Source organism: Pseudomonas sp. FG13 (genome assembly GCF_057809755.1).
In genome coordinates this window covers 119519-141535 of the sequence record NZ_JBMDKO010000008.1, presented here as the reverse complement: position 1 = coordinate 141535, position 22017 = coordinate 119519, and the positions used below count along the sequence as shown (strand labels likewise).

Genomic DNA, 22017 nt, shown 5'->3' with positions numbered 1-22017 from the left:
GAATGCGGCCAACGTAGGGAAACGATGCATGAGAACTGACGAACCGAGCAAAGGACGCATCGCTAAATCACCGCGAGATGAGTTCAGTTCTACTACGAAAAGCATGCTTGCACTGCGCGTTGCCTACCGTTGCTCATTTAGAAACTGCGACAAGATAACCATCGGCCCAAGCGATTCCGCCATTACCAAAACCATAAGCATCGGTGAGGCTGCCCATATCACCGCTGCTGCACCGGGAGGCGCGCGGTACGATCCCACCCTGACCCCAGAGCAGAGGACTAGCATCAGCAACGGGATATGGATGTGTAAAATTCACGCTCGGCTCATCGATGTTGATCCCTCTGTCTACCCCGCACACTTACTCCGCACAATGAAAGCCGAGCACGAAGCGCGCATAAATCTTGAAATTTCCGGTTTAAACCCTGGACGAAACGCTTTTGACTTCATAGCCATCGGCCCGTCGATAGTTTTTGTCGGTGATTTAGTAGCTGCAGAGCAGAGCAAGTGGAGCTATCGCGTAGAGCACTTCGTAATAGGAAATCTTTCTGAACTGTTGAGATACATAGACCAGTTCGAAAGCGCAGATCCTTATGATAAATACGTGCTCGTCAATGAACTTGGTGACGGCCGCGAACTGTTGGCCGCGCCGTCATGGTCGAAAACCGGCAATGACTGCGTGATCACAACTCTGGTTAAGCCCAGTTTTCCGAAGATCGATGTCCATCAGCTTCCAATGACGATAGCACTGGGTGACGACCATGACTTTCAAATACTCAACGGAAGTCTCGCTCGTATAAGAGGCTTGGAGGCGCTCCCTCAACAAGTCAAAACGTGTCTTTCAATGAGCCGTGGGGAGTCCTACTTCGCTCCCAGCTACGGCACGCGAATTCGTGAGTATTCCGTCGGTTTCTTTGGCTCGCCCTGGCTTCCACGTCTAATCAAGCTGGAGGCGATTAGGATGGCCGCAATTCCATACGTAGACAGCCACGGCATAACACCGCCGACGACGCCGTTGCGCTGTGTTCGGAAGGTTATTTCGATTGAGCAAATCGACACTGTCGGTGAGGGTGGCTGGTATCGATTCCGTGTCGATCTCGATATTGAGGGGTTAGGCGAATGGTCACGCGAAATGCCAATCCTCATATCCGAGAATCTCTGAGTGCCTATCCGCCACGTAACAGGCGAGCCAAAGCCCGCGGAACATAAGGGTTTTGGCGTGTCCGCACGTAACAAGGAACCACTTAACTCATTGTTTTATAAGTCTTAAGCACCTTCCTTTAAATCAGTAGGTCCCGGGTTCGACTCCTGGTGCCGGCACCATACAAGACGAAGCCCTCGCAGAAATGCGGGGGCTTTGTTATTTCAGGGTGTTCACTTTTTCTCCACTCCCTGGAAAAACCCGTGGGAGCGAGCCTGCTCGCGATGAGGCCGTCAAACCCACCGACAGTCCTTCAGCCAAGACAAGACGGCCTTCTCAGAACACCACGACCGAGCATCCTCAACCAAACAGCATCTTTTGCCAGTGATCCTCCCCCACAATAGCAATTGAAGCACCCGCCTCCCGCAGCTCCACTGCCTTCATGATCTTCGTTCCATAGGTACTGTGCCGCCACTGCTCATTACCCACGCTGCCGACCACCAGGTAATGCACCTTCTTACTCACCCCGCCCCCAATCAAACCGCCACGCTCCTCCACCAATGCCTGACAATCTTTACGCGGCCCAAAAGCCATGACGCCTGTAAATACAAACATCCGGCCGTCCCACACCAAATCAGGGGCCGGTGAATTGAAGGGCAGGTCCGTTGGCGCAACGACAACAGCTCCGTCGACCTTCGAGCCCTCGATATCCACGCCAGAAAAACTACGCAGCACGTTAAGCAGCTCAAGAGACTCGTCCGGGTCCAGAGCATCGTCCTGAAGCATGGATGCCAAACGCGAATACAGCAGATTGATCACCGGGTCATTCAGATGGACGAGGTTGCTCTCCAACCATCGCTTAAGAAAAATCGCTTCGCTGGTGTTCACGATACCGTCCGCCGTGATCCCAGCCGCCAGCCCCAACAAGGCATCGGCAGCGCGCCGGTCGATGCGTGTGCGGTTGAAGAATTTGCTGTTTTCGAACTCGCTGTGTAGGTCCATTACGGGTCTCCTTTGGGTGCGCGTCTTGGCTCGATACGTAAGCAATACTGGCTGAGGGGATGTTGTATTGAAACGTAGCATTCCTGTTCACGGTTCCCTCATTTTCTGATCAAGAAAATAAATCCGCCCCCTTTTTCGGGAGCGCTGGCAACGCGACAATCCATGGACTTGGCAGAGAAAACACCTTGAGTGGTTTTTGAATCACCAGCTAAACCAGCACACTGAATCGACGCGCTATTACTATTTGCTGAGCATGCAATTACTCACTCATCGCTTAGGAAAATCCCCCTCGATCCACCGTGCGGGGGCGTCTCCCCTGTTAGTCGCTGCTAGCTGCCGGATTGCGTGCCATGACGATCCACGCCGCGCCGTCGATCATCACCGACCGCTCGCCGGGGAGGCCCGCGAAGGCGGCACGAACCGCGGCCCAGGCGTGGGCGCGGATGTCGTCGGGCTGATCCGCGAGCACAAGCGACAGCGGGCCGCCCTCGAAGGCCATCTTCACCGCGTCGTCGATCGCCGCGTCCCGCGTCCCGCCCTCGCCGAACGGGATGGAAGCATCGAAGGGCGCGATAGCGATATCGGTAAATCCGGCCGCCGTCAGGATGCGCGTCACTCGTCCCCGGTCGCCGAACGAGAACGGGCCGGGCGCTTCGGGACCGGGCGGCGCGGGTAGCGGGACGATGTCCTTGATCGCGCCCATCGGCAGGCGCAGCCAATCGTTCTCGGCCACGCCGCGCCAGCAGACGAAAGCGACCCGCCCGCCCGGCCGCAGCGCACGCCGCATATGGGCAAACGCCCCAGTCGGATCGTCGAAGAACATCACCCCGAAACGCGAGAACAGGATGTCGAATGCTCCCTCGGGCAACTCGGTGCTGCTGGCGTCGGCCACCCGGAACAGGACCGGCGTATCCTTTGGTGCAAACGCACGCGCTCGGCCGATCAACGGTTCGGATATGTCCACGCCTAGCACATGGCCGCCCGCGCCGACCCGAGCGGCCAGAGCCAGACTCGAGGCACCCGCGCCGCAGCCGACGTCCAGCACGCGTTCGCCCGTCGCAGGCGCGGCGGCTTCTATCGCGGCCTGGCCGAACACCGCGAACATGGCGTCGAGCCGGGCCTGGTTGGCGGCCCAGTACTCTCCACTTTGGCCATTCCAGTCGGCTACCTGATAGGCATTTTGCTCTGTCATGACATCTCCTCGTTTTGATTCGCCTTAACTAGGCCGTGCAAAAGCCGGGAACGGCGACCTTCTGGAACAGGTGCGGGCTGCCTACGACGGATGACGGATAGGCCGAGAGCTTCGCGACAAACTCGGGATGGGTGAGGCCGGCGCGGACCGTCTCGGTGGATTCCCACACCACATAGTTCAGATAAGTCGGGCTATCGCCGATCGCTCGATGCAGTTGCATGGAAATGAAGCCCGGTTGCTTGGTTATGATCTCGGCGGCCGCCTTGAAAGCGTCCAGGAAGACCGCTTCGTCGGCGTAATCGAGCGTGAAGAGGTTGATTAGCACGACTGGCGCGGCCGCGATGCCGAGTTGGCGCTCAAGCGGGAATTTATCGTCTAGCGGTTTGAATTTACGGTCTTGCGGCTTTAGGTCGGCCATGGTGATGCTCCCGTCTACTGCGAAATTGAAAATGGCATGATCGATGCTGCTTGGAAGCAGCCTTTTAGTAGCCTGCGACAACCGAAGAAGGGTATCTGTGCTCTCAAACCAGCATCGACTGCTGGGCGAAGATTCCCGCCATCGCGCCTTGCCATGATGCCGTGGTGACCGAAGACATGAGGGGATTGGCGAGGTCGCCTGCGGCGTAAACGCCGGGCATACTGGTTTCGCGGCGCTCGTCGACTTTGAGGGCGATGCCCTGGGGCGTATTGACCGTGGCGAGGCCCAGCGATTCATGCAGGCGCGCGGATGGCTTGTTGCGCGGATGCGCGAACAGGATGTCGACCGCGACAGAAGGGCCGGCGTCGAGCCTGACGATGGCGTTATGGCTCTCGTCATGGTCGATTTCAGTGATCCTGCCATCGACGACAGGGATATGGCGGAGTGCCAGATCGGCCCGGATATCGGCTGGAATGTCGTGACCATCGGCGAAGACCGTCAGCGTTTCGGTCCAGTCGTGGTACAGCCTGACGTAGTTGTGCGACGGCGGGCCGGACCAGACGAGGCCCCAATGCCGACCGGCAACCTCAAAGCCGTCGCAATAGGGGCAAGGCACGATTGAGCTGCCCCAGCCTTCGGCAAAGCCGGGAACTTCAGGCATCTGGTCGGCGACGCCATAGCTCAGGATCAGGCGGCGCGCCCTGAGGCTTTCGCCATCGCCAGTGAGGACAGAGAAATCGTCGATAGCGCCGCAGACGCTCTCGGCACAGGCAGTGACCAGCCTGACCGTGGGATAACGCGCCAGCTGCTGCCGTGCCTCGACCAGGATCTCCAGTGGTGGCTTGTGGTCGTGGCCGAGCAGGCCATGCGAGTGGTCGGCGAAGCGATTGCGCGGCAGGCCGGTGTCGAGAACGATGACCTTGCGCCGGGCACGGCCGAGCTGCAAGGCGGCGGCAAGACCTGCAAAACTGCCGCCGATGATGATGACGTCATTCATGGTGATGGGCTCCGCGCTGTGGATTAAGGGGGATTGGCTTGCACACTTAAGATACTTTGGAGTACCCTAATTTAAGAATTAGAATACTGTCAAGTACTGGAATTTTTTATGAGCGAAAACAGCCAGAGCCGGCGCGGCCGGCCGGCCAACGAGGCGCTTGGCCAAACGATAGCCGACGCCGCGTGCGAACTTTTTGTGGAATTGGGTTTTCAAGCGACGACCATGGATAAGGTCGCCAAGCGGGCGAAGATATCCAAGCTAAGCATCTATCGGCACTTCGAGAACAAGGAGGCGCTGTTCAGCGCAGCCATCGCGGCCCACTGCCAGCAGTTTGCACCACAAGCCCTTTTTGAAGGCGTCGGCGGTTCGGCCGAAGATCAGCTAATGGCGGTGGGATCAACCCTGCTTCGCACGCTGTTGAGCCCGGACGTGCGGAGTGTCGAAGCCATGATCATGGCCGACAAGACGAATCAAAAGTCGTTAAGCAAGCGCCAATACGAAGCCGGCCCCGCCTATGTCATCGCCCAAATCGAGGCCCTGTTGCGTCAGTTGCACGCGAAGGCGGTTCTGAACGTGCCTGATCCTCTCCAGTCCGCCCGCTTGTTTGCCGCGCTTTTCAAAGGATCCGATCTCCTGATTATCGCGCGCTTCGATGAGGCGAGAGCAGAGGACGACGACGAAATAGAATCCTATTGCCGGTCGGCCGTCGCCATGTTCATCGCCGCGCACAGTCGCACCGACCACGCGGGCGAATAATAACTTTATTGTTCCGGGTAGCTTGGCCGGGTACTTCGTCATATTGGACTGGCGCGCGCCAATATGGCGACAGTATCGAAACGCTGCGTTGGTGGATCACCTTCAGCATTTCACGAACTGGCAACTCCGTGACTGGGGTCGAGTGCTCTGTCTCTGAATGCGGCTCTAAATTACTTACAGACCGACAGCGTACTTACATCTCAAATATCCCGAACTTGATTCCACCGAACGCCATACCTAGCTGATTTATTCATAGTTACTAGTTGGGGTACGCCGAGTTTTCCAGCGAATTCCAGGCGCCTGGAAAACCTGGCTCAGTCGAAAGATACCGTCCGTCTGGTGCCGGCACCATACAAGACGAAGCCCTCGCAGAAATGCGGGGGCTTTGTTTTTCCCTTACGTAAATAAATGACGTAACAAGCGTCAGCCTACGTTCTGAGCTTCCCTTTCCTTTCGCCCACGTCACTGCACTGTGGCGTCATCGATACTCGTCATTGACGATCTTGCAGAAAATCCAGAATTGCCTGAGTGGTAGCTTGCGCTTGTTCTTCCAGAACCCAATGACCCGTGTTCTGTAAAATCAGTGAATGCGGTCGGTAACTGATATGGTTTACCTGCTCGGCCAACGTCTTGCCTCTTGAGTGATCTCCGCCGATGGTGAGTACTGGTACGGCCAATTTGTTCTGAGCAAACGCCTGATTGTCATTTGCATCGCTTTCCACCCAAGCTGAATAGAGTTTGAATGCCGCTTCCATTCGTCCAGGCCGGGAATAATCCATTACCAATGCGTTGCGCACCTCATCATCAACTTTAGGGTTGCCTGGATATACGAACTCATCAAAAAACATGTCCAGATAAGTTTTTTCCTGCCCTCGAATCATTTTCAACGCTGTTTCGCCGAAGAAACGAAAATGCCATTTGCTGGCAGTGCCATTCGCCGGATTGCCGTTATAAGGGATTTCCCAGCCTGGGAGTCCCGGGACGAATCCATCCATCAAAATGATGTGCTTGGTTTCATGCGGATAGAGTGCGCCATAGGCGTAGGCGACAATCAGCCCCATGTCGTGACCGACAATATCCAGTCGCCCCAGTTTCAGAACGGCGACCAATTCATGGAGGTCGCGTGCCATGTTCTTTTTATCGTATCCATCCTTCGAGATATCCGTTTCTCCAGCGCCACGATAATCTGGAACGATAGGGGTATAGCCCGCGCGCAGGAGTCTTCCCATCAGGGATTTCCAATTTCTCCAGCTTCCTGGAAACCCGTGAATCAACAAGACCGGCTGCTCACCATTACCGCTCACCAGATAGTGCATGCGAATGCCGTTTACGTTCGCGTACTCACTTCTGAATGTCGCACCGTCAACGACAATATTTGCTCCATCTGACGAGGCGGACATTACGCCTGGATGAATAAGCCGATTCATTCTGACACCTTACTTAAGCCGGACGACCCGGAGCATCACTCCGAACCTTGATTCCCGAGACTAAACAGGCGGATCAAGCATTAGTAACGGGCCTGAAAAAACCGAATGTCTTTCAGTGTCAGCGTGGAGGATTCCTCGGTCCGCTGGCACTGTCAGGAATGACAGTTCCGATAAACGGCGGGGGCATGGCTACTCCCTTTAGCGCTCTCAAGACTATTCAAATAGAGGTAAGCGATCCGCACATCGGAATTCAGGCAGTGAATGCCCCCCTCGCCGCAAGGCGCTATGCGGCATTCATTTAATTTCTCCCTTGCCGATACCCTCAATAGACGCATCACTGCCCCAAGCCCTCACAGGCGCTCGACTACACTTGCCCAGAAATCGCCGCTCCAGGAGCAATCGACAATGAAGATCCGCACCAAGATCATAGCTTCGGGGTTGGTCAGTCTTTTCTTTGCTCTTCTACTCGGCGGTATCGGGTTGTGGGGGCATACCTCCATGACCGCATCCCTGGCGGAGAACGAAACCAGTATTTCAGCCATGCGCAAACACATGGAGGCGGACATGATGCACGATGCCATTCGTGCCGATGTCTTGGCTGCGCTGTTGGCAACGCCCGGTAATGTTCAGGAAGCCAAGGAAGTGCAGGAAGCGTTTGACGAGCATTCGCAGCGGATGCGCAAGGTGATTGCCGAGAACGCCGAGGCGAAGTTGCCGGCGGAAGTCGCCAAGGCCATCGTCGAATTGAAACCACAGGCCGATACCTACATTGATAAAGCCAAGCAGGTGATCGGCAAAGTGCTGGGTGGCGCCAAGGATACACAAGCGCTGCGGACGGAATTCAACGCAGCGTTTTCGGCATTGGAAGAGCGTAATGAAGCCGTGAGCGAGCTGATCGAGAATCAGGCCCAGGCTTCTCGCGAGCATCAGGATGAGAGCATCCAGTCTTCGGGGCGCTGGCTGATCGGGACGTTATTGGCGACCTGTGTGGCACTGATACTGTCGTCCTGGAGCTTGGTCAACGCTGTGCTCACACCGTTGAATAAAATCATCCTCAATACCCAGGCGATTTCCCAAGGCGATTTGCAGCGGTCCATGGGGGCGCACGGCAAGGATGAGCTGGGCCAATTGCAGAGCGTCATTGAACAGATGCAAGCCAACCTGCGGCAAATGATCGCCACGATCCGCAGTCAGAGCGACGAGTTGCATGGTACCTCCCGTACCTTGGGCGACACTGCCAGGCAAATTGTCTCCAGCGCCGATCAACAGGCCCAGAGCGCGACCAGCATGGCGGCGAGCATGGAGCAGATGATGGCGAACATCAGCCAGATCCATCAGCATGCCGACAGCGCCCGGACGATTTCGGCGCAGTCCGAACAACTGGCGAGCAGCGGCGGGCAAGTGATTCTCGGGGTGGTGGAAGGCATGAGCCGCATCGCCGAGGTGGTCAATCAGTCCTCCAGCAAGATTACGGCCCTGGATGCTTCGTCCGAAGACATTCATTCCATCATCCAGGTGATCAAGAGTATCGCGGAGCAAACCAACCTGTTGGCGCTCAACGCCGCCATCGAGGCTGCCCGCGCCGGGGAGGCTGGTCGGGGTTTTGCCGTGGTCGCCGATGAAGTGCGCAACCTGGCGGCGCGCACCACCCAGTCCACCCAGGAAATCACTGCGATGATCGAGCGTATCCAGACCAGTGCCCGGGATGCTGTGTCCAACATGCAGGCATGCGTCAGTCGCGTGGACGAGGGGGTGAACCTGGCCCAACAGGCCGGGGTGTCCATCAGCGAAATCCGCACTGGCGCCCGTCATGCCGCCGAAGTGGTCGAGGAAATTTCCCAGACGATTGCCGAGCAATCGAAGGCCAGTGATGAGATGGCTCAGCGGGTGGAGTCGATTGCCGCCCAGTCACGGGAAAACACACTCTCTATTCACCATCTGCAGCAAACCGCCACTCAACTGAACACTGCCGCGGGGTCGATGCAGTCTTCGGTGCAGCAGTTCAAGATCTAAGTTCTATTTGTGGCGAGGGAGCTTGCCCCCTCGCCACGAAGCCGATTCTGCTAGAGCTTTTGTTTTCGAATCAGACCTGACTCACCTCAAACACAAACGAAATCTCCCGCTTCTGGGCACTCCAGACATACCGGATATGCTTGCCCTGCACTGGAATCGAAACCGCCGGTGGGCGAAATGCGGCGACGCATTCGTGGCCGGGCAGGCGGACGCTGTTGTAGAGCAGGCCCCAGGATAATGTTTCACGCAGTTGCCGGGCGAATACCTGGGACGGGCCGTAGGCGGTGGGGTCCGGGTCGTGGAGGTGGGGGTAGTCGTGGCGGATATCGTGCAAGGGCTTGATGACTTGGTTGACGTAGGTGCGCATGGTCAACTCCAGATCCGGCTCATTGGTTGCCCCGAGAAAGCGCGCCTGGTGATAGCAAGTCTCGGCAATGGCGGCTTCCTGGCTGCTGGCGGCATAGTAGACACCAAAGGTGCCGTCGCTGAAGCGACTGCTCTTGCCGATATGGGTGAACGCCGCCATCACCGGCGAGGAACCAGGCCCGGAAACCCGGTCTTCAGGACGTACCCGCGACAGCACGCCGGCCTCTTCCATCAACCGATCGTTGGTCAGCGCTTCCAAGGCATAGGCCGTGGGCAAATCCTCGGGATCGAGCACGTCTTCGAACAGCGTGATCGGCGGGAAGCTGCTGTTGACGATCCGATAGGCACCCTTCCATTGCGGCTCTGTCAGAGGTGGCGTCATCAACCGCGCACTCCGTCCAGGTAGCGCCGCACATCGGCGATATCCACCACTCGCCCGGCCAGCATGTAGGAAAGCGCCGACTGGCCATTGAACGGCGCAGCGGCGTTGGGGCTGCTGACCCATTGATAGGCCCGGTCCCGGCTGTTGCTGAAGATGATGCTCAGCGCCTTGTGGATACCCATGAGATAGGAAATACGCTCCAAGGTGTCACGGGGCAACCTGACGTTGGTGGGTAATTGTTTGTACTTGTAGAAGGTCGTGTTCCCCACCTTGCCCAGCAACGTGCGCTGTTGCTCGACGCTGCAGCCCCACAACTCCATGAGGTTGAAGAAAAACTTCAACGCAATTCGACCCGCGTCCGGGGAATCCAGTTGTTGCTGTGCGTTGAGGGTGATGGAGGAAGTAGCCATGGGATTTGGGCTCCTTTTACGGGTGACGCTTAGAGAGTAGTACACATACGGATATAAATTAATATTTAATTCGCAAACGAACAAGCCAAAGTTGTATTCAGGTCCTGCTAATACCCGTCAGTTGAAATCAAGGCTCCCACGGGTTTTGTCGCCTGATTGCCTCGCCTCAGCCCTGACAAGAAGAATTACACAAGCCAACACGCGCCAAACCAGCAAAAAACCAAAATCCCACATAAGCTCCAAACAGCGCCTACCGGAGCTTTTCACCACAAAACCGCGACAACCGTGGCAAGCTGCACGATGATAGCCGCATGCACCGCCTGACCCGGGCCAAGTGCACAACAATAGCGAGCCCACTTAAGCAGAGGGCATTACCTCATGGATAGCAGAACCCTACGCAACCTCATGCGCATCGTGCAGACCGGCTCGTTGTCGGCGGCCGCGGAACATTCGTGCCTCACGGTGCAGGCATTGGCGGCGCAGTTGAACAAGGTCGAGGAACAATTTGGTTTCCGGCTGTTCAGGCGTTCGAACAAGGGCCTGACGTTGACGAGCCAAGGCTCGGAACTGACCCCTTTCATGGATCAGGTGCTGGTGGCCACACGCCAGCTCGAAGAGAAAGTCACGGCGCTCAAGAAGCCGCGGCAGCGCACCTTGAAAATGGCGCTCAATACCACCCTGCCGGCGGAGTTCAACCGGCGGATGATCGATCGGTTGATAGCCGTCTTCCCCCAGTATCAGCTGGAATTCAGTTACGCCGAATCGATGGAGAACCTGAGCAAACTCAAGAATGAAGATTTTGACCTGGCCATCCTGATCGGGGCGCAGCAGAGCGGCTTTTCCAGCATCACGATGCCTGATGTACAGGTTCGGGTGGTGGGTGCCCATTGTGGCAACGAAGGCGACTCCCTCGGTTTGCTCGGAGACAGGTTTCAGGTACGTCCCGCAGAAGAGTGTCCATATTCCCACAGCTTCCTCCGTTTTCTCGACGCAGGGCTGAGCGAATATGGCTCAAGTCAGCGAATGGTGTATTCCTGCAGCGAAACGCTGACGTTGTCGTTGATCACCCAACTCGATGGCCTGGGGCTGGTATCCCGGGATGCGGCACTGCGCAACGGCCTGACGATCTTCCCCGACTTCGAGGACTCTCTCGAGGTACGCCTGGCAGTGAACAATCCTGAACTGTCCGGCCAGGCGCTGCACGATGTAGTGGACCTCGCGCTACAGGAACGAACCGAGCGCGATATACGCCGCCGTGCCCACCGCCACACTGAGAAACAGGTTACGGCTGAAATACGCACATAACAGCGTCGGAATCGCGGCGTAGAGCTCCGGGCGGTCGAGTTGTATCTGCTGATCCTTGATCAATAACGGGGTGAGGCTGATCGCAGCGACGATCGCCACCGGCAGGTATTCCAGGGCACGGGCAATGAAGGGCGGCCAGTGTTCCGTGTTGACCTGCAACGGCAAGGCCCGCGGCAGGAAGGTCACGACCATCATCAGGCCCACGACCAGGATCAGGAACGTTTGGTCAGGCATACGCCCACCCCGCAGCCAACGAACGTGGCAATGAAGACATTGAATGGCGAACTGCCCAGGAGGCTCAGCCCACCCATGCAGACGACGGCCGCCAGGGCCGCGATCAGCTTGTTACGGGTATTGCACAGCGAAACCAGCACGTAGAGCATCATCGCGGTCAAGGCATAGTCGAGCTGATACTTGATCAGGTGCGCAGCGTACTGCGCACACACGGCACCCAATAAGCCGCCGAGCACCCAGGACGTATGACAGAACAGGTTGAAGCCGATCAGATAGCGCACACTCACCGGCGCGCCACTACCCAACTTGACGCTGTGGAAGGCGAACGACTCGTCCGTCAGCCCTGACGCGTAGCACCAGCGCTCGAAACGACTGAGCCCCAGCGCACGCAGGGCCTTGGCCATGTACACCGACATCAACATGTGTCGCGCATTGATCAGGAATGTAGTGAGCACGATGGTGGTCAGCGACGCCCCGCTGGAGATCAACGCCAACGCCGCGAACTGCGAGGCGCCCGCGTAGACGAACAGGCACATCGCTACCGGCAACCACAAGGGTAACCCGGCGTTGACCGCCATCAGACCGAACACAAACGAAACCGTAAAATAACCCGCGACCACCGGACTGGCTTCGGCGAAGGTACGCGAGGTTTGTGGTTCGACCACCAGCGGCTGGCTGGAAGTCTTGCTCATAGATCCCTCTCGAAAGTGATTTCACCCCGTGGTTCGCAGAACCCCTGGGCCGCCCAGAAACGCTTGCCGGCCAGGTTAGCATCGTCGACGAACAGGAACATGCGCAGCACGCCCACCCGCTTCATGTCGGCGGATGCCGCTTCCACCAGGCGCTGACCCAGGCCCCGGGTACGATGCCTTGGGCTGACCGCCAGGTGATTGATGGTGCCACGGGTACCGAGCATACCGCCAATCACGGCGCCCACCACGCTGCCAGTGGCATCGATGGCCAGGTACGCCGTGGTGGTTTCCTGCAACAACACCCCCCGCAAGAACCGGGCATCCTGCCATTCGCAGAACGACACTTCGTCGAAAGCGCGAAAGAACTGCTCCATTCGCTCGGCATCCCTGACCATCGCCCGGCGCAACAGCACCTGCTGCTCCGGGTCGTCCATGGGTACCAGCTGTTCAGCGAACAATGTCAAAAGCGGTCCCGGGCCGCGAGAAGGAAATCGCCAGGATCTGCCTGAACGCCATTTCATGGCTGTGGACATTGCGAGCCGGGGTCACGTAGTGACGCATGTCGCGATCGAGGAAGAACGTCGTATCGAGGATGTCCTCGTAGGTAACCGCCGCCAATTGTTCTTCCTGGGCGGTATACAACCGGCTCTCCGCGCCCGCCACATTGTGACGGCCCCAGAAATGCACACCGCTGAACGGATATCCGTCGCAGTGAATGCCTTCGGGGGTGATTTCCAGTTGTTTACCCGGCTTGATCTCGATGCGGATCTGATGGATCTGGCACTGCCAGATTTCATCATGCAGTTCCTGCGGCAGGACGTTCTTGTATACCTCGAAGTCCGTGTCGATCAGGCTGCGCATCACCGGGGAGTTGATCACTTCGTTGGAGAAATCCTGGAAGTGCCGCTCCAGTCCCCCGACGTAGCTGTTGTTGGCCTTGGACTGGATATAGGCCCGATGTTCGAGCTGCTTGAGCTCACGGGTCTGGGGGTTGTATTCGAAGTCGCTGTAACGGCGAAAACGCATGCCTGACTCGGCCTGGCCGTAGTAGCTGTCGGGCTCCATGTTGTCCCAGCTCTTGGTCAGCCGGACAAAGTCGCCGAAATGACCGTAGAGATTGAAGTCTCCACCGCGGACGTTAACGTATTTGTCACGTCGTAGCGCTTCGCCCACTTCCCTGTTCAGAACGATCATTTTTATTAGGTCTCCACTGCATTGAGCGGCCTAATCTAGTAGGTGCAAAATTTCCGTCCATGAAAAAGAATTTGAGTCATTTCAAGACATACTTGAAACGAAGGGTGAAGAGCCATTAGTACGACTTTTTATCGGGAAAACAGTCGATTACAGCAATATTCTGGCACCGGAAGCCAAAAAAACCTCGAATCTGATTCGAGGTTTTTTCTGGTTCAGGTAACGCGATCAGGCATCAGAAAACGTTGATCGGGTAATCCACAAACACTCGCAGCTCGTTGCCGCTGACGTTGTACTCGCTGGACTTCTGCGAAACACGCAGGACAGAACTGCGCAACCTCACGCTAAGATCCTTGGCCGGGCCGTTCTGGACCACATATTTGAGCTGGTTGAAGATCTCGCGCTCGGTGCCACCTTCGCTGGTGGAGGTGGTGATGTTATCGCCACGCACGTAAGCGACGTTATAGGTCAGGCCTGGGACGCCGAAGGTGGTGAAATCCAGGCCGTAGCCCAGTTGCCAGCTGCGTTCGTCTTCAGCATTGAAGTCGGACCAGTAGGAGTTGGCCAGGTAGATCGTGTTGCCACCGTCCCCCACCCGATTCTGTTCACGCTGATAGCCACCGTAGGCATAGCCCAGGTCGCTGTCGCCGGTGCTGCGCTGATGAGCGAGCGTGAAGCTGTGCGGCCCGGTGGCGAAGGTGGCGGCCAGACTCCAGATCTTGTTGTCGTCGCCAGTGACGTTGTTTTCACGAACGTAGTCGTTGTCCAGCTTCGTGCGGTAGCCGTTGAAGTCCAGTGTCAGGGACTGATCCTTGGCCAGTGGGAATACATAATTGGCGTTGACGTATTGCTTCTTCAGCACATCTTCGACATCCGAGGCGTAGAGCGAAGCCTTGAACTGCTCGGTGAACTGATAGCTGCCGCCCAATACGTTGATCGACTTCAACCCACCGCTGTCACGGCCTTCGGCGCTCTTGCGCGATTCAGCGGTGAAACGGCCGGCATTCAGTTCCAGGCCCTTGATCTCTTTGGATGTGATCAGCGTGCCGGTATAGCTTTCCGGCAGCAGCCGCGAGTTGTCATAACTCAACACCGGCAAGGCCGGCATCTGGTCACCATAGGCCAACACCGTGTTGGAGACGCGGAACTTCACTGCTGCACCGAACTTGGACAGATCATCCGCCGCGTTACCGCTATCGCCTTGCTTGAAGAAGTCGATGCCGCCCGCACCGCTGCGGCCTTTGCCACCATCTAGACGCAATGCGTACAGGCCAAAGCCGTCCACCCCCACACCGACAGTACCTTGGGTGAAGCCGGACGAGAACGTACCGATGGCCGCCTGGCCCCATTCGGCCTTGTCCTTGTTGCCGTCTTTGTAGTCACGGTTGATATACGCGTTGCGCAACAGCACTTTCAGGCTGCTGTCCTCAACAAATCCCTTGGACTCAGACTGGTCGCTGGCCATGGCGTGTGTCGTGCTCAAAATCCCCAGTGCGATCAAACCGATGCGCGTGTTCAACATAATTGTTTTCCTTGTAATGGGTTGATACGCACTGCGACCGGCAGCCGAAATGGCGCTTTTTGCACTCTTTTTCGGACTCTTGCCCCTGAAATAATGAAAAGGCCCGCCCACGAAAGATCGTGTCGGGCCTTTTTATTATTTAAGAGTCATGGCTGTTAGCCACAGGCGTGGGACGAATCCTAGCCGTGCCTTCAAGAATGTGTCAATTTCGTTAATCGTCTGTAATCAGGCGAAAAACGTCTAAGACCCCGAACATCCATCCAGGCTGCAGACCGGGGTCGGAGAAGAGGCCTGCGTCGGCAAGGACAGATTCAACCACTCGGCGAATGCCTCGGGTTTGCCAAGCCAAGGACCAATGTCCACACGCGTGAACTGTCCATCCTGTTGCAAGACCAAGGTCGGGAAGCCCTGGCCACCGACCTGGGCCAGCAAGGCACGGCTGGCCTTGATATGAGCCTCCACATCAACCACGGTGAAAACCGACTGTAATGCCTTGGATTCAAGTCCGATAGCCTGGGCCAGTTCCAGCAGCACCGTTTCATCGGCAATTCTGCGGCCTTCAACGTAATGTGCGGTTTGCAAGCGCTCCAACAGGTCCAACCCCCGTCCACCCAGTTGCTCGGCAGCGAGAATCGCTGCGATGGGTGGCGCCGAGTCGAACACCGCACGTTCGTCCCGCAGCAATCCCTCGAAATAGGCCTCACCAAACGGCTGGCCGGTGTATTCGGCGATCCGCCGGTCATGGGGCATCACGTAATTGCGCAATTGGGGTGAGACCGGTTGGCGATTGGCACCGGTCATCATGCCGCCGCCATGGGCGATCACCGGCAGCACCGCACGGGCGGCCTGCACCAGCGGCTTGGCGCCATAGCACCAGCCGCAGAGCGGGTCGTAGATGTAATGAAGGGTGGTCATGGAAACTCCGCTCGCCGTCAGGACTGAATAACGGCAGCGTACCCTCGAGGACCTCGCGGAAAAATGTCGAAATGGCTTTCAGTCTGTTTCGTGAATCGGTCAAATCCCGTGTCCCCTGTGGGAGTGAGCCTGCTCGCGATAGCGATGGATCAGTTACCCCGATGCCAGCCGGTACACCGCCATCGCGAGCAGGCTCGCTCCCACAGGGGCTGTTTCAGTCTCTGGTTCGTGCACATAAAAAAAGCGCTGCCATCCCGGCCAGCGCTTTCTATCAATCCGTCGAATTCTTATCCTTGCATGACATCCCACAACGCTTCCAACTCCGCCTCGCTGAACAACCCAGCGGGGTAGCGCTCCATGATCAGCCGACGCGGATCAGGTTCTCTGATCTGACGCGTTCCATTGGATTTCAACCACTGCGCCAAGGCTTGAAGCGACTCACCATTAACGGCCAAGGGATGGCATGTGCGCTCGCTTATCATATTCATTCCAGCGCCCTCTCCTGGTTGATGAGCGGCCAATTTATCCAAGGTTTATTACAAAACAACGCAGCTCCGCACTCCGGACTGCCGGGATGCAGATACAAGAGCTATGCCAATGTATCCGGCACCGCTAATAAACAGACGCAAAAAAGCCCGCACCCCAATCGGGCTGCGGGCTTGCTTGGTTGGATCCAAAAACCGTCATGCAAGGCCGCTGTAACCAACGTCACCTTGCTGTTACATCGCCACTCATTTTGTGTACGGCGCCGGTTGCTGTTGAGTAAGGCAATGGATATTCCCACCCCCCAGTAACAGTTCACGACCCGGAACCATAACCACTTCGTGCTGTGGAAACAGGTTCTGCAGAATCTCCCTGGCTGTAGCATCCAGCGGATCGTCGAAGCTTGGCGCGATGATGCCGCCATTGACGATCAGGAAGTTGACGTAGGATCCGGCCAGTCGCACGCTCGGATTGCGCTCCTGGGAACCTTCCACCGCATCCACACCGGCGCATTCTGCTTCGGTGGCATACAACGGCCCCGGAATCGGCATTTTGTGCACCATGAAAGAGCGGCCCTGGGCGTCGGTGCTGTTTTGCAACACATCCATCGCGGCGTGACAGCGTGCGTAATTCGGATCCTGTGGATCGTCGGTCCAGGCGAGCAACACTTCGCCAGGACGCACGTAGCAGCAGAAGTTGTCCACATGGCCGTCGGTTTCGTCATTGAACAGGCCATCCGGCAACCAGATGACTTTGTCCACCGCCAATTGGGCGCTGAGCACGGCCTCGATTTCTTCGCGACTCAAGTGCGGGTTACGGTTGCGATTGAGCAGGCATTCCTCGGTAGTGATCACGGTGCCTTCGCCATCGACGTGGATGGAACCACCCTCGAGCACGAAACCTTCAGTGCGGTAACGCGGGCTGCGCTCGATTTCAAGGATCTTGCTGGCGACTTGCGAATCCCGATTCCACGGTGAATACAGGCCGCCGTCAAATCCGCCCCAGGCGTTGAAATCCCAGTCGACACCGCGTACTTCGCCGTTGTCATTGATGACGAACGTCGGGCCGGTATCCCGGACCCAGGCGTCGTCGCTGGACATTTCCACCAGGCGGATATTCGGTACATCGAGGCGCGCCCGGGCGTTTTCGTATTGAGCCGCAGACACCGCCACGGTCACCGGTTCGAAACGGGCAATGGCCTTGGCGACCGCTACGTGGGCAGCCTGCGCGGGCTTGCCGCCCAGGCGCCAGTTGTCCGGGCGCTCCGGCCAGATCATCCAGGCCTGGGTCTGGGTTGCCCACTCGGCAGGCATGTAGAAACCATCCGCGCGGGGAGTGCTGTGCAACGTTGTCATGAATCAGGACTCCAGTGAGCCATCGAGGGTTTTGATCGGTCCGTACAGGTTCGGACGACGATCCCGGAAAGTGCCCCAGGCACTGCGAATACGCTCCAACTCGTCGAGATCGAAGCTGTGCACCAATACACCTTCTTCGGTTTCGTTCAGTTCCTGGACTTTTTCGCCGAACTGATTGGCAATGAACGACGAGCCGTAGAAGGTGATGTCGTAACCGTCCTGTTCTTCATTGCCGATGCGGTTGCTGGCCACCAGCGGCATCAGGTTGGCGCCGGCATGGCCTTGTTGCACACGCTGCCAGTGATCACGGGACGAAATGGTCTTGTCGTGCGGCTCGCTGCCGATGGCCGTCGGATAGAACAGTATTTCCGCACCCAGCAGCGCCATGCTGCGGGCACATTCGGGAAACCATTGGTCCCAGCAAATGCCTACGCCTATCTTCGCATAACGGGTATTCCAGACCTTGAAGCCGGTATCCCCCGGGTTGAAGTAATACTTCTCATGGTAGCCGGGACCGTCCGGAATGTGACTCTTGCGGTACACACCCAGGTTCCGCCCATCGGCGTCGATGATTGCAATGCTATTGAAACGCGCACGTCCGGCCAGTTCGAAGAAGCTGATCGGCAGCACAACCTGCAGCTCTTTCGCCAGCTTCTGGAAATGCTTGATGGCTACGTTCTCTTCAACCGAGGTCGCCAGCAGCAGGTAATCCGGGTTCGTCTTCTGGCAGAAGTACGGAGTCTCGAACAATTCCTGGATCAGGATGATCTGGGCGCCTTTGGCTGCGGCCTCGCGAACCCGATTTTCAGCGGTCTCGATGTTGGCTTCAAGGTCCCAGGAACAGGCCATCTGAGTGGCGGCAACGGTAACGATACGGCTCATGAATCATCTCCGGGCGATGTGCAGCGGATGACAAAGAGGATAACGGCGAGCAAGAAGCGACCATGGCTTCGGCACGAAGACTTTATAGCCGATAAAAATCGAACTTAAAAGCTTGAAAAACATATAGACGAAAAAAAATCGCGATTATCGCCGATAAAAATCGGAAAATACTCGCGATCAGTCTGGAGGAACTAGCCTGCTTGCGATGCGACTTTCCATCCGGCATCGCGAGCAGGCTCCTGCTTTGGAGCATCAGCCTCGGTTCAGAGTCCTTCGTCCAGGACCTTCTCCAACATATCGACGAAGAAATCCACACTCTGACGGGTCGTGACCATCGGTGGCTTGATCTTGAGGATGTTCAGGTAATCACCGGTGGGTTGCATGAAGATACCCAGCTCCCGAAGGCGATTGCACAGCGTCGCGGTCTCTTCGGTCGCAGGCTCCAGGGTTTCGCGGTTGCGGATCAGTTCCAGGCCCAGATAGAACCCGGACCCATGCACCGCGCCGACCAATGGGTATCGGTCCATCAGGGCTTGCAGCCGTGCCTTGAAGTGACCGCCCACCACTCGGGCATTTTCCCACAGCCCTTCTTCCTTCATGACATCCAGCACGGCAATGCCGATCTGACAGCTGACCGGGCTGCCACCGGACGACGAGAAGAAATAACCTTCGGCTTCCAACGCCTCGGCGATTTCCCGGCGGGTGATGACAGCCCCCAGCGGCTGCCCATTCCCCATGCCCTTAGCCATGGTAATGATATCCGGCACCACGCCTTGCTCTTCGAAGCCCCAGAAAAACTCGCCCATGCGCCCGTAGCCGACCTGCACCTCGTCAGCGATGCACACGCCGCCCCGTTCGCGCACCAGCCCATAGACCTGCTTCAAATAGCCAGGTGGCAACGCAATACCGCCAGCGTTGCCGTACACCGGCTCGCAGATGAAACCGGCGAGTTGGCGTTTTTGCTCGGCAATTTTTGCCAGGTTGTGTTCGACACTGCGCACGTAGTCCGGCGCACTGTCGGGACCACGGAATTCACCGCGATAAGTGTTGGGAGCGGTCACCGGGTGCACCCAGTCCGGACGGCTGCTCAGGGCCTTGGGGTTGTCGGCGATGGACGTCGAGACCGCGTCCGCCGCCACCGACCAGCCATGGTAGGCCTCTAGCACACTGAGCATGTCCCGCCCGCCGCTGTAGGCCCAGGCCAGGCGGATCGCCAGGTCGTTGGCCTCGGTGCCGCTGTTGACCAGGAACACCCGATCCATGTTTGACGGCGCCAGTGACAATAACCGTTCGGAAAACTCGGCAATCGCCGCGTAGTGAAAACGGGAGTTGGTATTGAGCAGCGACCACTGCCGGGCAGCCACGGCCGCCATGCGTGGGTGGCCGTGCCCCAATACCGCGACGTTATTGAGCATGTCGAGGTAGGAGCGCCCTTGCATGTCGATCAGGTGGTTGCGCCAGCCACGCTCGATGCGCGGCGGGTCGACGTAGTAGTGTTTCTGGGTACGGGCGAAGCTGGCATCGCGACGGGCCAACAACGCCTTGGCGTCGACTTCCTCCTCTGCGTCGCAAGCCAGCCCGAGCAATACCGCCGGTGAAGGGCACAACGCCTGCCAGGCCGGGGCTGCGGACGGCGTGCAGAACAGCGGCGGGTTCAAGTGCGCGCCTCGGCATAACTGCACCCGCAACGGACCAACCACTTCGCCCAAGACCTGTCCCTTGACCAGTGCGGCCCCGGAATGCAGCGGCGATGCCACACCCCAAAGCCGTATGCTCAACTGAGAACTGTCCAGTTGCAGCATGCCATCAGCCGTCTTGTGCAACACCCCGGCGAACGGCGACTCGAGCGGCGTGTCGCGAGGTACATGCAGTTCCACATGCAGCGCGCAGGTATCAGGCTCCACCGCGCTGTCCGGCCGGGTGCGCGACAACCGATACTGGCCGTAACGGCTGGCGGCCAATCCGTGAACGGTGGCAGCTTCGCTCAACAGACGCTGATCGATACCCGGCTGCTCCCAGTTACCGGCCTCGAAATGCGGGCTCAGCACGCCCAGGTCGATCAGCGCGAACTCACGGCCCACCAGGGTCGGCAACAGCGGTACAAAGCCTTCACTGACAATCGGTGGCAGATTCTGGCCAACGGCGCTCAGGATTGCCGCTTCCATCAGTTCGAACGGCACCGAGTGGGCAACCCGGAAGATTTCCCATTCATGCTCCAGGTTGGCACGGCTGTACGCGTTGTCCGGATCGATGGAAACCTGTTGTTCGCCACTGAGCACCAGCACGGCGGCACGCGCCACAATCAGCGGCCAGAGCGCCAGCAGCTCTTCACGCTGCAACGGGTTCGTCCCGTGATAAGCCTGGATCGCCGGCAGGATGAAGAACGGATCGCCATTGGCGTGGTGAAGCAACGCCGCACACGTCACCGCCAACTCGGTGATGCGCCAGGTGCGGATCAGGTCGCCGAAATCGATGACGCCTTGCAATTGCCACTGGCGCTGGGCATCGCGCTGCCAGACGACATTGTCATCGGTCAGGTCCATGTGGATCGCTTGCACCGGCAGGTGGGCCTTGAGCGGATGCAGGCGTCGTTCGGCCTGTTGCGCAACCTCGGCGATCAGACCACGCCGTTGATCGTCCTGGATGACCGGCAGCAGATGGCCGATCAGCGCATTGGCATGGCGGGCGTCCCATTGCAGGGTGCGCTCCAGGCCCGGATGATCGAACGTGGCCAAGGCCAGATCGATTTCCGCACACAAGCGCCCCAGGCCGCTCACCAGCTCCTGCCCCAGATGCTTGAGTTGGGTCAGGGGCTGCCCGTCGATGTACTCCAGCAGCCGGACATGGACCGCCTGTCCGTCGACGTCGAGCGTCAACAGATCCTGGCCGTTATTGGCCACAATCACCCGTGGCACTTTTACCGTGCCGTGATTGGCCAATTGCCTGAGAGCCGCATGTTGGGCCTGGAGCTCCTGGACGGCGTAGTCGCCATGGCAAATTTTCAACACAAATCGCCCGCGCTCGCTGTCGACGCGGTAGTTGAGGTCCTGCTGGCTGCCGAGGGGTCGCAGGTCGCCGCTGAGTCCGTAGTTCAAGCGCAGCAGCACCAACGCCTGCTCGGCGCTGATCTGTGGGCTTGGCAAACTGGCACGGTGAACCAACGTAGCGAGCGGCATACAACGACCCCTGATGTGGTTTTTATTGAACACCTATCACGCCATTGAGTTGAAGAATAAGCAACCCCTCTTTGTTGGAAGAGAGGCGTACGCACCTTTCTTGCAGACTGACGGATACTTTTAGGCCAGTTACCTCAATCCTGGCTTGACCTCCAGATTCG

21 protein-coding genes are annotated in these 22017 nt (G+C 57.8%); 4 read left to right on the top strand and 17 right to left on the bottom strand.

The window, feature by feature from the left end; translation table 11 throughout:
* Positions 1-28 precede the first annotated feature (28 nt).
* Positions 29-1159, top strand: coding sequence for a hypothetical protein (locus tag ACODTO_RS10525; RefSeq protein WP_489106390.1), 1131 nt, complete (start codon positions 29-31; stop codon positions 1157-1159).
* A 339-nt stretch (positions 1160-1498) separates the two neighbouring features.
* Here ACODTO_RS10525 and ACODTO_RS10520 read toward each other — a convergent pair whose 3' ends face one another.
* The 4 genes from ACODTO_RS10520 to ACODTO_RS10505 all read right to left on the bottom strand — a co-directional run bounded on the left by ACODTO_RS10520 (position 1499) and on the right by ACODTO_RS10505 (position 4747).
* Positions 1499-2140 carry a BRCT domain-containing protein gene (locus ACODTO_RS10520; protein WP_489106389.1) on the bottom strand — a complete coding sequence of 214 codons (642 nt, stop codon included), beginning with the start codon at positions 2138-2140 and terminating at the stop codon, positions 1499-1501.
* Between the two features lie 319 nt (positions 2141-2459).
* A complete protein-coding gene (locus tag ACODTO_RS10515; RefSeq protein WP_053193159.1) occupies positions 2460-3332 on the bottom strand; it encodes a class I SAM-dependent methyltransferase in 873 nt (290 codons plus the stop codon).
* Between the two features lie 28 nt (positions 3333-3360).
* Entirely contained in the window at positions 3361-3750 is a 390-nt protein-coding gene (locus ACODTO_RS10510; protein WP_489106388.1) for an antibiotic biosynthesis monooxygenase family protein, read from the bottom strand.
* 103 nt (positions 3751-3853) lie between these two features.
* Entirely contained in the window at positions 3854-4747 is an 894-nt protein-coding gene (locus ACODTO_RS10505) for an NAD(P)/FAD-dependent oxidoreductase (protein WP_175361935.1), read from the bottom strand.
* 108 nt (positions 4748-4855) lie between these two features.
* Between ACODTO_RS10505 and ACODTO_RS10500 the strand changes: the two genes are divergently transcribed.
* A complete protein-coding gene (locus tag ACODTO_RS10500) occupies positions 4856-5503 on the top strand; it encodes a TetR/AcrR family transcriptional regulator (RefSeq protein WP_464710159.1) in 648 nt (215 codons plus the stop codon).
* Between the two features lie 491 nt (positions 5504-5994).
* Here the strand turns inward: ACODTO_RS10500 and ACODTO_RS10495 are convergent, their stop codons facing one another.
* A complete protein-coding gene (locus tag ACODTO_RS10495) occupies positions 5995-6930 on the bottom strand; it encodes an alpha/beta fold hydrolase (protein ID WP_489106387.1) in 936 nt (311 codons plus the stop codon).
* A gap of 405 nt (positions 6931-7335) precedes the next feature.
* On the opposite strand from ACODTO_RS10495, the gene ACODTO_RS10490 reads away from it, so the two are divergent.
* The gene (locus tag ACODTO_RS10490) at positions 7336-8943 is read left to right on the top strand and encodes a methyl-accepting chemotaxis protein (protein ID WP_139646341.1); all 1608 of its coding nucleotides are present in this window, start codon (positions 7336-7338) and stop codon (positions 8941-8943) included.
* A gap of 70 nt (positions 8944-9013) precedes the next feature.
* Here the strand turns inward: ACODTO_RS10490 and ACODTO_RS10485 are convergent, their stop codons facing one another.
* Entirely contained in the window at positions 9014-9691 is a 678-nt protein-coding gene (locus ACODTO_RS10485; protein ID WP_139646339.1) for an RES family NAD+ phosphorylase, read from the bottom strand.
* Complete coding sequence (locus ACODTO_RS10480; RefSeq protein ID WP_139646337.1) at positions 9691-10101, bottom strand: MbcA/ParS/Xre antitoxin family protein; 411 nt, start codon at positions 10099-10101, stop codon at positions 9691-9693. Before ACODTO_RS10480 ends, ACODTO_RS10485 begins: the two co-directional genes overlap by 1 nt.
* 378 nt (positions 10102-10479) lie before the next feature.
* Between ACODTO_RS10480 and ACODTO_RS10475 the strand changes: the two genes are divergently transcribed.
* Positions 10480-11406 carry a LysR family transcriptional regulator gene (locus ACODTO_RS10475; RefSeq protein ID WP_139646335.1) on the top strand — a complete coding sequence of 309 codons (927 nt, stop codon included), beginning with the start codon at positions 10480-10482 and terminating at the stop codon, positions 11404-11406.
* On the opposite strand, the gene ACODTO_RS10470 is transcribed toward ACODTO_RS10475, so the two are convergent.
* The 10 genes from ACODTO_RS10470 to ACODTO_RS10425 all read right to left on the bottom strand — a co-directional run bounded on the left by ACODTO_RS10470 (position 11323) and on the right by ACODTO_RS10425 (position 21856).
* Positions 11323-11640, bottom strand: coding sequence for an AzlD domain-containing protein (locus ACODTO_RS10470; RefSeq protein WP_139646333.1), 318 nt, complete (start codon positions 11638-11640; stop codon positions 11323-11325). The two genes, ACODTO_RS10475 and ACODTO_RS10470, sit on opposite strands and share 84 nt — an antisense overlap.
* A complete protein-coding gene (locus ACODTO_RS10465; protein WP_139646331.1) occupies positions 11619-12332 on the bottom strand; it encodes an AzlC family ABC transporter permease in 714 nt (237 codons plus the stop codon). Before ACODTO_RS10465 ends, ACODTO_RS10470 begins: the two co-directional genes overlap by 22 nt.
* The gene (locus ACODTO_RS10460) at positions 12329-12766 is read right to left on the bottom strand and encodes a GNAT family N-acetyltransferase (RefSeq protein WP_175362009.1); all 438 of its coding nucleotides are present in this window, start codon (positions 12764-12766) and stop codon (positions 12329-12331) included. The genes ACODTO_RS10465 and ACODTO_RS10460 overlap by 4 nt, the downstream gene beginning before the upstream one ends.
* Positions 12767-12779: 13 nt before the next feature.
* Positions 12780-13526, bottom strand: coding sequence for a 2OG-Fe dioxygenase family protein (locus ACODTO_RS10455; RefSeq protein ID WP_139646329.1), 747 nt, complete (start codon positions 13524-13526; stop codon positions 12780-12782).
* A gap of 232 nt (positions 13527-13758) precedes the next feature.
* Positions 13759-15045: an OprD family porin gene (locus ACODTO_RS10450; protein WP_489106386.1), complete on the bottom strand. Its 1287-nt coding sequence runs from the start codon at positions 15043-15045 to the stop codon at positions 13759-13761.
* A gap of 240 nt (positions 15046-15285) precedes the next feature.
* The gene (locus ACODTO_RS10445; RefSeq protein ID WP_489106385.1) at positions 15286-15960 is read right to left on the bottom strand and encodes a DsbA family protein; all 675 of its coding nucleotides are present in this window, start codon (positions 15958-15960) and stop codon (positions 15286-15288) included.
* Positions 15961-16247: 287 nt separating this feature from the next.
* Complete coding sequence (locus tag ACODTO_RS10440) at positions 16248-16448, bottom strand: hypothetical protein (protein WP_041021061.1); 201 nt, start codon at positions 16446-16448, stop codon at positions 16248-16250.
* Positions 16449-16691: 243 nt separating this feature from the next.
* On the bottom strand, positions 16692-17798 hold the full coding sequence (aguA, locus tag ACODTO_RS10435) for an agmatine deiminase (RefSeq protein ID WP_139646323.1): 1107 nt from the start codon (positions 17796-17798) through the stop codon (positions 16692-16694).
* A gap of 3 nt (positions 17799-17801) precedes the next feature.
* The gene (gene aguB / locus ACODTO_RS10430) at positions 17802-18680 is read right to left on the bottom strand and encodes an N-carbamoylputrescine amidase (RefSeq protein ID WP_139646321.1); all 879 of its coding nucleotides are present in this window, start codon (positions 18678-18680) and stop codon (positions 17802-17804) included.
* A 263-nt stretch (positions 18681-18943) separates the two neighbouring features.
* Positions 18944-21856, bottom strand: a complete 2913-nt coding sequence (locus tag ACODTO_RS10425) for an aminotransferase (protein WP_139646319.1) — start codon at positions 21854-21856, stop codon at positions 18944-18946.
* Positions 21857-22017 lie beyond the last annotated feature (161 nt).